This window comes from Vibrio sp. 16 (genome assembly GCF_963681195.1).
GTDB lineage: Bacteria > Pseudomonadota > Gammaproteobacteria > Enterobacterales > Vibrionaceae > Vibrio > Vibrio sinaloensis_D.
Map to the genome: position 1 here is coordinate 1250467 of NZ_OY808998.1, position 15100 is coordinate 1265566.

A 15100-nucleotide genomic window follows, 5' to 3' on the forward strand; every position below is an offset into this window, starting at 1 on the left:
AAACCCAATGCATATAAAACAAAAATAGATAATCGATAGTCAGTTATAGGAAAAATCTATATCAACGAGGGCTTGAGCTCATATATACAACAAAAACGGCGCACTGATTAGGTTGCGCCGTTTATATCAATACCGATTTATGTGAACTCTAACTACCTCGTTGCAAAGCCAACAGATCGCCAGACATGGGCGAAAGGGTAAGGGGGAGTTGACCGTTACAAGCCGATGTTTTTTGCCCTGAGAGCGAAGAGATAAACTCACCGTCGGTTACAGCGGTTTTCCATACGTCTATCGAGAGTCTCTTTGGGGTGTCAGAAAGGTTAAAGGCGTTGATTACCGTGTTGTCGCCAAGCTGGCGGGCAAAAACAAAACTCTCGTTGTCTTGATAGAGCGGAATATAGTCACCTTTTTGCAATGCCGGATTTGATAGACGCAGCGCAATCAGTTGCTTGAAGAAAGCAAGGTAAGAGTTGTTTTCAACGGTGTCCCAAGGCATGCAGCGTCGGTTGTCCGGATCATGGCTGCCCAGCATGCCAAGCTCTGTCCCGTAGTAGAGGCAAGGTGTGCCCACGTAACCAAACAGTAGGTTCGCCGCCAATTTGAAGCGGCGTGGATCGTCTTTCACGAGATCAAGGAATCGAGCGGTGTCGTGGCTATCAAGTTGATTGAGCTGCGACAGTTGGTTGTGCCACGGGATCTTGGCGCGAGCTTCGGCTTGCCAATCAAGGAAATCGCCGACCGAGAGTTGAATCGGATCAAACGAGATATCAAGCTGAGCCAACAGCGCTCGGACGGGGTGGGCGAATCCATAGTAGTTCATGGCGCCGTCTTCTTGATCGCCTTGTAGCCATTGCGTCGCTTCAAAAAAGTGCTCGCCCAAGACATAACAATCGGGGTTTACGTCTTTTGCGGATTGTCGGAAGGCTTTGACATAATGCGCGTTGTTTTTTGCGCCTTCACCTTCACCTAGCATGTGTATTACATCAAATCGCCAACCGTCAATGCAGTAAGGTGGTTTGAGCCAATGCTTGATGACAGCGTCTTCCCCTTGGTAGATATAATCGCGCACTTCGGGATGCTCAAAGTTCAACACGGGTAGAGAGCGTATGCCTTTCCAGCCAATGTAGTTTTGGCTCTCTCCTTCAAAGAAGTAGTAGTGACGGTAAGGAGAGTCAACGCTTTGGTATGCGCCTGTCGTCGGGCTAAGCCCTTGCAAGTTAAACCAAGGATGCTCAGTCGATGTGTGGTTGAACACTGCATCCAGCATGATTTTCATATCTCGCTGGTGGAGTTTTTCACACAAGCTGGCGAAATGTTCGTTGGTGCCAAGATGAGGGTCGACTTGCGTGTAATCTGACGTGTCGTACTTGTGATTGCTTGGCGCCGTAAAGATAGGATTAAGGTACAAGGCGCTGACGCCAAGCGCTTGTAGGTAATCGAGTTTTTGCTCAACACCATACAAGTCACCGCCGTAAAACTCGCATCCACCGTAGCCATTTTCTGTGTCGACAGGCGAGCCCCACGCTTTTGAGGTGACCGACTTATGACCGCCAGAGACAAGGTATTCGCCATCTTTCACGCTGATATCAGGATTGCCATTGCAAAAGCGATCGGGAAATATCTGATAGAAAACCTGCTCACTTACCCATTCTGGTGGTTGATGTTCGGCGTTGAATTTAAAGTGAGTTTCCTTACTCGGGACACGTTGACTCACTCCTTTGCCATCCAGCCAGTATTGATGCTTGTCTGCGACCAGCTTAAACACATAGTGAGTTATGGCTCGGTCACTATTGAGCTCAAATGTTGCTGTCCAGTAGTTGAGATGTTCTGTTTCGCCGCTAAGCGTCATCTCGACGAGGTATTCTTCGTTGTCTGGTTCATGGCGGACAACAATTTTGTTGAATGCCGCGGTTTTTTCGACCGCGAGTCTGACGGTCAGTTTCTGGTCATGTCGACTTACCCAGTCCGAAGATTGTCCATGAAAAATAAAAGGTTGCGTCATGCTGAGCACTCCTCGCTAGGTGAAACGTTAATTTCTAGAAACAGGCTCGCCAAAGGGGGCAACTCAGCCTCGATCGCACCCTGACCACCGGTGACTTTTAAGGTGTATTGAGTGTCACTTAGGCGGTCAATACAGCGGTAGTCTCCATCGCAAAGCTGCCAAGAGCTGATAACCTCGGGTGGCAGTATCAGTGAAAGTGAACGCCCATTTTGGTCACAGAAGTTGGCGGCTAGCACCAGTTTTTGTTCAGCTGAGGAGCGCGCAAAGGCGTACAGTTTGTCTTGCATCGGGGCGAAATTGTCATAGTTGGCCGCGTACAAGTCATGGTAATCGCCACACAGTGCTGGGCTTTGATGAGCAAGATTGAGTAGGGCTTGATAGAAGTGTCGCAGCTCTCGTTCACTTGAGTTCAACTGGCCACCATCAAAGGCGCCATCATTCATCCAACGCTGGTGGTGTGGTACGCCGATGTAATCAAAAATTGAAGTACGAGAGGGTTGGCCAAATCCAGCATGCTCAGCACCAGGTTCGCCCACTTCTTGGCCAAAATAGATCATGGTCGGTGAACTCGACAGGCAAGCGGAAACGAGCATTGCAGGCTTGCCTTTGTCTGCATTTCCGGCAAATTCTGGCGAGGCGACTCTCTGCTCATCATGGTTGTCGAGAAAATGCAGCATATGGTGTTCAATATCGCGCAGCTCATGCTGGATGCGGCCAATCTCTCCCGTGGAGCCATGACCTTGCATGACGGCTTTCAACGAGTCATACAGGTCAACTTTGTCATAAAGGTAATCCATTTTACCGAGTTGAATGTAATCTCGATATAGATCGGGCTGATACACTTCTGCCATCAGAAACGCTTCTGGATTGCGATGTTTAATCCAGGCGTTCATGTAGCTCCAAAACTCCACAGGCACCATCTCTGCCATGTCGTAACGGAATCCATCGACGCCTTTCTCGGTCCAAAATAGCGCGATATCGCGGAATTTTTTCCATGAGTCAGGCACGTCCTTATCTTGCCAGAATGCAAAATGGGCAGCGTGGTCTTTGTGGCGGTAGTCGTCCGGTAGAATGTCGAACTCTTTTGTGCCATCTGGTCGAACGCCATAGTTCACTTTGACTGTTTCATACCAGTCATCGAAATTTGGCTGGGCAAGCCGAGAACCGTTGCCTGTCCACTTGGCCGGGTACTCGGTATAGGGCGTTTCATTACTCGGGTGTGACTCGCCGCCAAGAGGAGGCTCTGTCGCGAGTTGTTCTGGCAACTTAAACGCTTGCTCTGGCAGATAGTAGAAGTTGTTGTCGCGTCGGTAGGAGACAGAGGTATCATCACTCGCGCCAAAATCTTCCACTCCTTCAGGGTTGTTAAGGCCTTGATACACGCGTGCGACATGATTTGGCACGATATCGACAATCACCTTCATGCCAGCACGATGGGTGCGCGCTATCAGATCATAAAACTCTTGATTGCGACGGCTTGGGTCATCCGCCAAGTCTGGGTTGACAGAATAATAGTCTTTAACGGCATAGGGAGATCCAGCACGACCTTTGACTATTGAAGGGTGATCATCGGTGATACCAAACTCGCGATAGTCGTTGATTAGTGCATGGTGCATGACACCTGTGTACCAAATATGCGTGATCCCTAGTTTGCGAATTTCACTTAATGCGCGGTCAGAGAAGTGGCTAAACTTGCCGATCCCATTCTCTTCTATGGTTCCCCACGGCTTATTGTTGGTATTGGTGTTGCCAAAGAGGCGGGTAAAGACTTGGTAGATGTTGGCTTTTTTCATTTGAGATGCATCTTCCTCGTTTCAACGTTATTCGCAGGCTAAAACAAGGCTGCTTTTCTCTACTCATCCCTTTGCATCTATTTGGGGGCGTAGAAAACGAAAGTGTGACTTGAGTAGTAATTATAAGCGCTGTGGTCATGTCTACGTTATCCAGACAAAAAGCGGGCATGCAAAGGCGCGTAATCAAAGAAATGAATAGTGGATTCAAGCTCACAATTTGGATAATTGGATAGATGGGACTTAGCTTGATTTCAGAAAGATAAAGTCAATAAATTCATGTAATTAAATCGATCTGGTTTCTCTGGCTACTACTTTCGTTGGTTTTGACATCAAAGCGTTCTTTTCTAACCTTAATTGGGAACAACGTCAGAAGAAAAGGAGAACATGAATGGCGACATTAAAACAGGACATTCCAAATCGCGTCACGGTCTACCACGATGATCTTGAACAAGAAAATACGCTAAAAAACGCGATGCTTCCTGAAAAACCGAGATACTTTAACGGCGCTCCAACCTACCAAGCGGGCAGTATTGATGAGTTCAAATCTAAGCTCAGTCAAATTGGTTTGTCGATAGACACTTAACCAAACATTATTAAAAAGCTCGCCACACACGTGGCGAGTTTTTTATTCTGCGACGATCTGATTTCTGCCACTTTGTTTGGCTTTGTAGAGCAGTTTGTCTGCGTGGTCTAGAACTTGGGTGAATGCTTTTTCGTTAGGCCAACTGACCAACCCCATACTGACGGTTACAGGGAGAGTGTGGCTAGAACAGAGCTTCTCCGCGAGATCGCATTCAACCCGGACGCGTATTCTCTCAGCGATTTGTGCCGCCTCGCGCAGTGTGGTGTTTGGCAACAGCAGGGCAAACTCTTCTCCGCCAAGTCGGCCAAACATATCCGATTCTCGAGTTTCCTTAGCGACCGCGTCACAAAATGCGACCAGTACATCGTCACCCACAGAGTGGCCACACTGGTCATTAATTTGTTTGAAGTGGTCTAAATCCATCATACAGATGTAACAAGAACTGGCGAGGCGGCGTATCTCTTCGGCTCCGTCAACCAGCGCTCGTCGATTGAGTACGCCTGTGAGTGGGTCTTCACGAGCTAACCGAGTAAGCTGCATTTCTTTTTGTTTTATCTTGGACGCCATATCCGAGAATGCTTGAAACAAATCACCGATCTCATCGTCGCGATTGCTGAACTTTGTATCGGCTTTCCCCATGCGTGATAACGTTGAAATTCGTCTTCGAAGATCAGTAATCGGTGAGGCGATATAGTGAGATAGATAGCTGATGAGCCCAACAAATAACAGCGCAGCTAATACTAAATACACTGAGATTTCACGAATCAGAGTTTGGTTTTGCTTATCAATTTCTTGCTTAGAGACAAAGACGACGAGAGTGACGGAGTGTTTGCCGTTTTTGAGATTGATATTGTCATGAAAGACAAGGTGTTGCTTGATATTGATTCCAATCGGCTGGTTGATCATGATGCCCCCCAGATCTTCTCGAAACACGGGCTCTATAACTTCATTCAGCCCGTTTCGCTTGAGTTGATCTAAGCGCATGTAGTTAGAGCGTGACAGAGAGGCCAGGCTATCATTTCGCACTACGAAAACATCGACATACTCTAAACCACTCTCGGTGAGTGAGCGTTTAATATCGAAAAGTTGGTCTTCGATAAGCGTTCGATCCAGAACAGCCGTGTAATAACCGATAAGTTCCTTATTGCAGTCGATTAAAGGTCTTGAGAAAAAGTAGGTTTCATTGTCGAAAATCAGACCAAGGCGAGACACCACTTCGCTTGAGGCGAGGTTGACGACTTGTTTGGGAAGATTTCGTTTCTCTCGCAATCTGCTCAGTTGATTGCTTAGGTCTCGATTCGCTTGAGAGTTAGCTTCACCATGTTCTTGCAGTTCGTTGAGTTTCTTCAAAGTACTTTGTTCTAGCGCGATATTCCTTGGGTAATTAACTTGCCACTCTTCAAAGGCGCCATTGAGCAACTCAATGGTTTCCGCAGGTAATACTCGAGCATTTCTAAGATCTTGCCTCAAGATGTAACGATTACTCTTATTGGAAGAAAGATGAAAGTTTTGCACCCTTCCTGATAGGTCTGAAATCATCAGCGCCGAAAAACCGCGACTAAAGCTAAGCGCATTGGAAGAGACCTCTGCCCAAGATATTGATGGTTCTTGGCAAAGTGACATTGCTGAACTTAGGCGATCAAACTCGGTGAACCTACCCTCAATATAGTGGCTGATCTCATTGGCACCCAACAGCGCGGAAAGCTGACTAGAGCGGAATATATGATCGATGGTTAACGCTTCTCGCGATTGATAATACGCGTAACCAAAACCGAGTATGCTCGCCGCCAGCGGGAGAAGAATGAAAAAGACTTTGGTCCGCAGTTTATTCATTAGCACTGTTACTTCGCTGATCGCCGGGTCGGATGGTGCCAAGGTTTTTAATCACGGATAGAGAGCCATCACGAAACTGCGCCAGATACATAGGGAGATCGACGTGGTGGTCTTCTCTCACTCTAAGCTCCGAATCACCAAGGTACAGGGTGGTATTAGGCAAAGCATCGATCAGCTTTTCTTTGTCGACTTCTCCTACCTCTTCGAGTGAGGCAGCAATCAGATAGATCAGATCGTAATGCGCTTTACTGGAATAGGTCACCACCGACTCTTGGCCAAAGTGTTTTTGATAGTTGGTAACAAAAGATTGAGCGGCGGTTGCCTGTAAGCTACTGAAAAAGTGCAATGCAGTGAGCACGCCGTCGAGCGCAGAGGAGGGAAGGTTAGTTAGGTAGGTTTCGTCTGCAGCAAAGGCAACGACCTCTATCTCGCGTTCAAAATCGAATGATGCCATTTGATTTAGGAAGTTGAAGCCGTCTTGACCGGGCAAAATCAGCATGAGGTTGTTTGCTTGTGATTGCTTAATTCGCTCAAAAACTGGCGTGTAGTCTCCGACACCAAAGGCCGTGAACTCGGTATTTGATACCTTGCCGTTGTGCCTTTCTACCGATTCAACAATGCGTTCTGACATACGGTGCGGCCATATGTAGTCGTAGCCGAAAATGTAAAAGTTGTCGCCGACATTGTTAACTAGGTAAGGAACAATTGGCTCAATGTAGTGTTCAGGAATGGTACTGTAGCAAATGAGGTAACGGCTAAAATGGCGTCCTTCATAATCAATCCCGTAAAAAAGAGGGGTTTGGAACTCTTCTGCGACTTCAGTCATGGCGTAGCGTGAAGCACTACTAACTGGGCCGAGTAGTGAGAATACTTGGTACTGTTGAATCAGCTCTCGGCTGAGCTTAACGCTTTTCGCTGGGTTGGTTTGGTTGTCGCGGACAATCAGCTCAAGTGGACGTCCTAAAACGCCCCCATTGGCATTGATTTCATCAACCGCAAGTTGCGCACCCTTTAAGGCTTGTTCACCATAGATTGCAAAGGTGCCAGTTAGCGGCAATACAGCCCCGAGTTTGATGCTGCTTTTCTCAGGAGAGCAGCTGGTGTTGAGCAGTGCAAGCAGAGATAAAAGAAAGCTTTGAATCTTCATAATATTGGTTATTTCTTATAGTTTTTAACGCCATAGTTATAGTCTAGGCTAAGACATCGAGAAGGTAATAGATGGAGAGAGAAAACGGGTGTAACCCCTTTAGTTTGTTTGAGCCAACACTCTGTCTTCTCTCGCCTCTAACATTGCTGAGACTTAGCCGCGCACATACAAAGTGATCGATCTAGTGGCAAAAGAACGTTGGCTTATTGTTGGTTGCCTGCCTTATGCCAGTCGACTAATTGGCGGGGTCATAAGTGTCGATAAAATCGAGTATTTCAATTTTGGTGAGTGCGTGTAAGCTCGACACTTGAATTACGATCTCTGCCATTAAGTCATCTTCACAATAGAAATAGGCAACAGGTGCATTAAGCACTTCAGAAATACGCTTTATGGTGGCGTAATCTGGAGCATGTTTTCCTGTTTCGTATTGACTGATTCGTGCACTTGCGCCTGCCGGCTCCATCCCTAGTTTATTTCCCAGCTCTTCCTGGGTTATTCCTTGTTGTTTTCTAATAGATCTTAGCCGTCTAGGTAATGGGCTAGTCATTCAGTTGGCACCTCCATATTAGTAGCATGGTTATATTAACCTTATAGCATTAGATAAATTACTAAGGAATTTTTAGATCTGATGTCTTTGGTGGATTATTTTGATTGTAAAGGAGCGGGGCAACTATATGTAATAGATCTAGCTTAGATTTAATTATATAGCCAAACTTTTTACTGTTAGTTTTATCATGTTGAGATCAAAGTATTTGAAAATTAATGCTTTAGTACTAGGTTAATTCTACGAATGACGTCGACAATAGACATTGTCAATATTGGAATGGTTATTTCGTTTAGATATATAAGACTGGTCTTCGCTATTTTTTAAATATAAATTGTTTTTGTTGGCTATTAAGAGTTGGATGGAAATGGTTGGTGGTTAAATATTGATCAAATAGTTTGACTTATTTTATTCTACAAACTTTCTATTTGATCCTCACAAAGCGTGATAATACTTCCAGTAAATTTCCGACGTTCTGGAACTCGTTGGCTGATCGATATATGGCGAATTAAGCTGAGGACGCGGTAGATCTCTATTTCTCTCTCTGCGTCACTGTGTCCGCAAAGTAGAAGATAGCGTGTTACAAACTGGTTGATATTGTGCTGAGCAAAGAGAGGATCGTCATACACGCGCAGGCATTGTTCTTGTATATGGGCGATGAAGTTTCCTAGATCTAGGTATGGAGAGCCCAGACACATTAGGTCGAAATCAAGCAAGTGCAGTTTGTGTCCATCCCACAGCACTTGGTCATGGTAGAAATCTCGATGAATAGGTTTCAACTCGGATGCTGAAAGCTGTTCACTCAGGGTGATGCTTTGCTGGATCAGTGCACGCAGTCGATATTCTAGGCTCGGCTGCTGCTCTGCTACTTTGTGCAAACCGTCATGTAAGATCGTCAGCTCTTTAGCTGTCGTGTGTTCTTTTTTAAGAGTTAACTTGGTATTGTGAAGTTTGTATAGCGCAAGCGCCAATTGGTGAGCAAGTGCTGGTTCGACGTTTTCACAAAATGGTTTAAACACGTTGTCCCCTGAGACTTTCTTTTGAAACCACATGTTCAGTTCTCGCATCACAAATAGTGGCTCGGGGACATTAATATTATCTGAGGCTTTGTTTCCGAACTCTCCTTGGAACAGAGTGGATTGAGTTTTCCAGCTGTGTTTGTCTAATCCTTTGGCTCGAATTTTCCCGATAATCACCTCCGGACTGTCAGCGGAGGTCGAGTATTCGACGATCGCTCGTTTATCGTCTTTGAATCTCACCAAGGTTGCGTGTTCAATTGATAAGGGCGTTGTCGTTTGAGCATTGATTTGATGCTCTACGATGCGTGTGTCCAGACAGCGCGCCACCAAATGGCGGAACGAGTCTTGGGTATCTAGAGATTGCGTTAAGTAAGCAAAGGTCGCTGTGAGTAATCGTTGGCATGCGAACTGCCAATCAGCGAGCCCAAATCTTAGCGGATGATAGATGAGTTGGAATACGCCAATTGCAACAAACAGATCGATTTGGCGTCGATCTGCGTTTCGTTTTTGCAAATACCCATCAAGAAAGATATGTGCGATTTTGGCGTAATTGTTTTTTGAGATTAAACCTATCTCCGACTTATAACGTAAATGAGAGAGAAAGTTACCCAAGTCGAATGCACTAAACCAAGTTGTGAGATTATCAAAGTCGATAAACTCGACTCGTTCTGATGTGACGAGCACCTGATCGGCGTAAAAATCGCCGTGAATAAAACACTTCTCGTCTTCAATTGATGTGACTTGTTGAGCGAGTTGATCGGCAAGCCATAAGGTGAGTGAACTCTGTTGCGGAAGTATTTGGGTGATAGACTGGGCATGGTTTTGAATCAGGCTGGCAAAGTGGCGGGTATCCACAGCCCGTATTTTTTTCGATACCGTTCGATGATGAAATTCCGCTAGACGCGCTCCACACAGATAATAATGTTTAAGCTGGTCCGTGGTCATGGGATCTTCTTGATTGAGCGGCGAGCCTTCAACCCATTCATAAATGAGCATGCAGTGTTTGTCGCTTTTACCTACGATGTTGCCAAACGGACTGTTTTGACGCTTTAAATAACTCACACTTAGCGTTTTGTATCGCTCAGGAGTATAGAGTTTGACCACCAAAGGCGTTCCATCCTGCAAGGTCAATTTGGCGACAAAGCGTCTTTCTGGTTTGTACTGCAATGGCGTGAGCAGCGTATTGCCTGCATCGGTAGCGTTGAAAAAAGCGCGTTGCAGTAAATCACGGCGCCTTGTGACATCGACAAGTCGCTCTAGCGTGGGCAAGCGTGTGTCATAAGGATATCGATTGAAGACAAGGTTACCCGTTTCGATGACATGGCTATGCGTTTCGGCAAAAAGGCTGCCAGATTGGGCTTTTTGCTGCGCTTTATTGACCTTAACTTTGTCCGAATACGCTTTTAGATAAAACAGAAAGTGTCTTTCGTTGTGTTTTATCTGGTAGAGGCATAGGCAACTGCTGCTTGGTTTGTATCTGAGGTATTCGCGTCTGAGCTCGGTCACGTTGGACCAACCTAGTACCTTTTTGACTAGGGCGATCACTTGTTCTTCAACGAAAAGAGTGTCGATGCCCGGAATTTGGTTGTCTTTTGGTGATAGCTGCAAAGGCACCGTTAACTGTCTTCCAATCAGTAGGGTATGGAAAATCGGTGTGTTGGCTTAACCATCTCACATGGTAAATACATACATTTCTCCTTAATCTCGGTTTCTTTACTTAATGCCTCCGTGTTTGAACTCATCGGCGTAGGCTTTGTCTTCTCGCATGATATGTTGAACCAACCAGTTTTTAAGAAACTGCATTAACTCATCGCCGACTTCTTCTCCTTTCTCAACGCGACGTTGGAACTCAAGCACTTCTTTGACCAACTTTTTGTGCTTCTCTTTATGCTGCTGGTTTTGGCTGTATTCAACTTGGTCGAATAGGGTTTCTTCATAGGTGAAATGATTGGCGGTGTAGTCAATAAGCCCTTGAACAACGCGTTTGATCGAGGCCAAACCGTAGTTGTTATGGAGGAGGTGATGGAGTTCATTGACCAAATGTAACAGTGTTTGATGCTGGCGATTGATCTCTTCGATGCCGATATCCAGATTGTCGCTCCAGTCCATCAACCGATCCCGACGTCCATCTTCTTGCTCAACCTGATGAGGATTAATCGCAAAGCGGTGCAACAGCGAATCAATTTCGCCTGACAGGTTGCGCACTGTGATACTGGCGATCAAGGTTTCTTGGGTTGATTTGACGTTGTTTTCCGATTCAGACGCTATCAGATCCAGACACTGACTGAGTTCATTGGTTTGCGCTGTCTGCTGCTCAGAAGAGGCGGCAATTTGTTTTCCTAAGGATTGGATTTCCTCAATTTGCTCATTCAGAGCTTTGAAGGTATTTTCCGCGGTTGAGGCAATTTTGAGTGAATGAAGCATGCTGGACTTGTTCTCTTGCATGGTTTGCATGACATCATCGGTTTTGTTTTGCAGATTGGTGATCTTAGTGCGTATCTCTTCTGTTGCTTCTTGGGTGCGCATTGCGAGATTACGAACCTCGTCGGCCACGACTGCAAATCCTCGTCCTTGTTCTCCCGCCCGAGCACTCTCTATCGCGGCATTAAGGGCGAGAAGGTTGGTTTGTTCGGCGATGCCGCTGATGGTCTCCATGACTTGACTGATTTGCGCTGTTTCTGCCATCAAGGATTCAAAATGTGTGTTCGAGTTGTCGATGTGTTGATTGGCACTGTCCAAGGCGTTTTCGAGATCTATCATGTCGCGCGTGCCTTGATCCGCTTGTCGTTTTGCTTGGTTGGCGACCGTTGCGGTCGTCTCGCAGTGATCGGACACTTGATGGGTGATGTCGGACAGTTCACGAATGATGACTTCCGCTTTATCGACGTCTTGTTTTTGTCCAATCGCGCCTGATTTGGACTCCTGAGAGTCCTTTTGCACAGTGTCCGCCACGTCTAGTAGGTGCTTAGTCGATTTGCCTAGAGCATGAATTGTCCGCGAAATATCAGAACCGATTCGATTGATGGTGTGGTAAATCGGTGGAGTCACGCCCGGCTGGTGGGCAATTCTTTGGGTTAAGTCCCCTTCGGAAAGGTGCGTCGCGGCGGATTTCACCTGAAGCAGAATCTGGGTAATTGAGCTTAAAATAATGGCCAAGCAGAGACAGTAAATAAGAACAAGAAGGAGCGCCAACCACGCGCTGGTGGCCGCGAGATATAGCGTCACAGGTAATGCCAGCACGAGACAGAAAACAACGATTTGCAGCGCCGATAAATGGGTGAGTTTGTCGATCAAGCGGTGGTACATGTTTACCTCTCTATCGGTTAAATGGCGTTCATAGACAAGTCCGTAGACAGTTGATAGCACTGCTCTAGATGAGCCTCTAAGCAATGATAGACATCTTTATCGAGCTCATTGCGCTTAACCATCGGGTACATGATTTCGACGATCTCTTCTTTTGATAGTCGGCTACGGTAGGGGCGGTCTTGTGACAGTGCCTGAAACACATCCACGATCGCGATAATACGTGAGGGGAGGTCGAGCCCGTCTCCTTGCTTATTGTTGGGGTAACCGCTGCCATCAATGCGCTCATGGTGGTTGGTCGCCCACTCACCAATTTTTGAACCGGGGAACACCATTTTTAGAGCGATTTCTGTGTCTATGGTGTGCCTGCGGATACGAGTGTACTCTTCCTTGGTTAAGCTCCCTTGCTTATGAAGGATTTCGTCTGGCGTTCGCAGTTTTCCAATATCGTGGACAAGGCCGGCAACGTACAACTGTTCGGTCGTTTTGGCAGGCAGCTTCAACCTTGTGGCGAGAAACTTACACAGTTCAGCCACTTTGATTGAATGTTGGTAGGTGAAGGGGCTTTTTGCGTCCACAATACCGGCGATAAAGGTGCCGAGCTCGACAAGGTTGTCAATGGTTAAATCTTGCTGGAGCCAATCAAGATGAGTGAAACTCAAAGGAATGGCTTCAATGTTTTCTGGCTCCATTGAGAACCAAAAACCGTCTCTGTTGGTCAGTTCGGACATGGCTTCAATGTAATCCGGACGAAAGAGCGTCCCTTTATATTGGCGCAGTTGTTCGGCGATACTGCGTTTTTTGAGAGTAATGAGATCGCTATGCTCGTTATCGAGGTGTCGGGCACGAAGTACGTCGAGGCGGTCGGCAATAAAGATAAGTGCTGCAATATCTTTTTCGAAAGGCGATAAGTGAATGCCTTCCAAGATATCCCAAGCTGTATGGTGGTGGCGGACAATATTCGAAAACTGAGCAAGGATGTTACATTTTCTCAGTGCATGGTAGCCGTGAATGCAGTGGATGCTGGGATCGTCGGGTTTGAATTTACTCACCAGCTTGGTGTGCTCTTCCGTTTGAGAGACGCCACAGTCGTGAATCAGACCCGCTAGAAAGCAAAATTCTTGCTTCTTAACGTCCCAGTTAAGAAGTTTGGCGCATTCATAGCTGATATACCCAACTCGATGATTGTGGTGAATGTCATCAACGCCCACATAATCGAGCGCCCGCGCCACCCAGATGAGAGCGTGTTTTAAGTCTACTGAAAAGCTCTCATTGTTGATATTTCCAATGGCTTCCATATTCGCCTTCCTGACTATTTTTGTATTCTTACTTTAGTTTAGGAAACTCTCAATGATTCGGCGGTAATTTTTGGCCTAAGGCTAAAGCGCACTGTCGAGTTTTCAACAGCTTGGCGAAAATGTAGGGTACGTCGAAAGTGCGATCCCTGATCTAGGCGTAGTGGTATACCTAAAGTAAACTTGAGGAATAAATGGATTATTAAGGAGTTCGGATATGGATATGAGTGTTGGCGAGGTGGCGAAACGGGCGGGAGTTAAGGTCTCTACGTTGCACTTTTACGAGCAGAAAGGGCTAATCACTAGTTGGCGAAACCAAGGTAACCAACGAAGATATCACCGCAGTGTCCTTCGCCGTGTCGCGGTGATCAAAGCGGCTCAAGAGGTTGGGCTGACTTTAGAGGAAATAGCTCAATCACTTGCCTATTTACCAAAGCATCAAGCCCCAAGCAAAGAGCAATGGGAAGAGATGGCGTCTGAGTGGAAGGCGATGTTAGAACACCGAATTCTCCAGTTGAAAGCCCTGCAGGATGATCTCGGTAGTTGTATTGGTTGCGGCTGCTTATCGATGAAATCTTGTGCGATATACAATCCACAAGACATTCGCGCAGAAGCGTATCAAGGAAAAACCATGCTGACTAACCCAGAAGAGTGGTCATAGCGAGAGTGCAAACGTCAGCAGTATTGGCAAGGTTAAAATACTGAAAAAATTGCCAAACAAGACCATAGAGGCCACATTGACAGGCTCGATACTAAAACGCTCAGCAAACAGATAGTTCATCACTGCGGGTGGGAGCATGGAGAACAGCACCATCATCTGCAACTCCAACTTTGGCAGCGGGACAAACGTATAGATGGTGGCAAACGCGATGCCACCCGTTATCAGCGATTGTAAGGTACAGAGCAAGCCAACCTTTAAGCCACTTAATCTCATATTGCACATTTGCGCGCCGAGTGAAAGTAGCATAACAGGAACCGCTGCCTGTCCGAGCAGAGCCGTTGCCTCATAGAGGGGAGCCCACACACCCATCCCTAGCAAGTTGATCGTGAGCGCCAATGCCGCGGCGAGAAAAATAGGCATTCTTATGATCTGCTTAAATGGATTGCCTTCGCTGAGTAAGGCGAGCCCAAGGCTAATATGGATACATGCTGATACCACAAACAGCAAAACCGCAGGGGCAAGTGCCGTATCACCAAAGGTATAAGTAAATAGAGGGATCGCTAGATTACCGCTGTTTCTGAACATATGCGGCGGTGCCCATGCTTTAAAGTTCAGTCCTGACACTCTGCACCAAAACAGCATGATAACGCCGGGTAACAGTACCGCGATGAGTGATGCCGAAAGTAGAGGAAGCTGCTGGGTATCTAGTGGCATCGACACGAGGGATGAAAACACTAACGCCGGCGTAAAGGTATCCATGTTGATTCGATTAATGGGGCGAAAGTCGGGTTTAAGCCAACGGCCGACGGAAAAGCCCACTGCAATCAAAGCAAACACGGGGAATAGGATACCAATAACTTGTTGCAGCATAGGGGTTAAGCTCCGCTTGTACGCGACATCGGCGTGTCTCTTTTTATCAT

Annotated in this window: 11 protein-coding genes; 2 read left to right on the forward strand and 9 right to left on the reverse strand. The window is 46.5% G+C overall.

What is annotated here, in order from left to right:
• Window positions 1-148 precede the first annotated feature (148 nt).
• Both malZ and U9J37_RS19910 read right to left on the reverse strand, forming a co-directional pair.
• Window positions 149-2002 (reverse strand): maltodextrin glucosidase, encoded by a 1854-nt coding sequence (gene malZ, locus U9J37_RS19905; RefSeq protein ID WP_005474601.1) that lies wholly within the window; start codon window positions 2000-2002, stop codon window positions 149-151.
• The gene (locus U9J37_RS19910; protein WP_005474671.1) at window positions 1999-3795 is read right to left on the reverse strand and encodes an alpha-amylase family glycosyl hydrolase; all 1797 of its coding nucleotides are present in this window, start codon (window positions 3793-3795) and stop codon (window positions 1999-2001) included. The genes malZ and U9J37_RS19910 overlap by 4 nt, the downstream gene beginning before the upstream one ends.
• Before the next feature lie 388 nt (window positions 3796-4183).
• Here U9J37_RS19910 and U9J37_RS19915 point away from each other — a divergent pair, with 388 nt between their 5' ends.
• Entirely contained in the window at window positions 4184-4378 is a 195-nt protein-coding gene (locus U9J37_RS19915; protein ID WP_005474617.1) for a hypothetical protein, read from the forward strand.
• 42 nt (window positions 4379-4420) lie between these two features.
• Here U9J37_RS19915 and U9J37_RS19920 read toward each other — a convergent pair whose 3' ends face one another.
• The 6 genes from U9J37_RS19920 to U9J37_RS19945 form a co-directional block, all read right to left on the reverse strand.
• Window positions 4421-6211: a GGDEF domain-containing protein gene (locus U9J37_RS19920; protein WP_005474641.1), complete on the reverse strand. Its 1791-nt coding sequence runs from the start codon at window positions 6209-6211 to the stop codon at window positions 4421-4423.
• The gene (locus tag U9J37_RS19925; protein ID WP_005474630.1) at window positions 6204-7358 is read right to left on the reverse strand and encodes a substrate-binding protein; all 1155 of its coding nucleotides are present in this window, start codon (window positions 7356-7358) and stop codon (window positions 6204-6206) included. The genes U9J37_RS19920 and U9J37_RS19925 overlap by 8 nt, the downstream gene beginning before the upstream one ends.
• A gap of 235 nt (window positions 7359-7593) precedes the next feature.
• Entirely contained in the window at window positions 7594-7905 is a 312-nt protein-coding gene (locus U9J37_RS19930; RefSeq protein ID WP_322414061.1) for a helix-turn-helix domain-containing protein, read from the reverse strand.
• 410 nt (window positions 7906-8315) lie between these two features.
• Window positions 8316-10535, reverse strand: coding sequence for a phosphotransferase (locus U9J37_RS19935; RefSeq protein WP_322414062.1), 2220 nt, complete (start codon window positions 10533-10535; stop codon window positions 8316-8318).
• Window positions 10536-10634: 99 nt separating this feature from the next.
• Complete coding sequence (locus U9J37_RS19940) at window positions 10635-12227, reverse strand: bacteriohemerythrin (protein ID WP_005476104.1); 1593 nt, start codon at window positions 12225-12227, stop codon at window positions 10635-10637.
• Window positions 12228-12244: 17 nt separating this feature from the next.
• A complete protein-coding gene (locus tag U9J37_RS19945) occupies window positions 12245-13522 on the reverse strand; it encodes an HD domain-containing phosphohydrolase (RefSeq protein ID WP_005476073.1) in 1278 nt (425 codons plus the stop codon).
• Between the two features lie 214 nt (window positions 13523-13736).
• On the opposite strand from U9J37_RS19945, the gene soxR reads away from it, so the two are divergent.
• A complete protein-coding gene (gene soxR, locus U9J37_RS19950; RefSeq protein ID WP_043887434.1) occupies window positions 13737-14180 on the forward strand; it encodes a redox-sensitive transcriptional activator SoxR in 444 nt (147 codons plus the stop codon).
• Here soxR and U9J37_RS19955 read toward each other — a convergent pair.
• Window positions 14175-15050, reverse strand: a complete 876-nt coding sequence (locus U9J37_RS19955; protein WP_005476117.1) for an AEC family transporter — start codon at window positions 15048-15050, stop codon at window positions 14175-14177. The genes soxR and U9J37_RS19955 overlap by 6 nt on opposite strands.
• Between the last annotated feature and the right edge of the window lie 50 nt (window positions 15051-15100).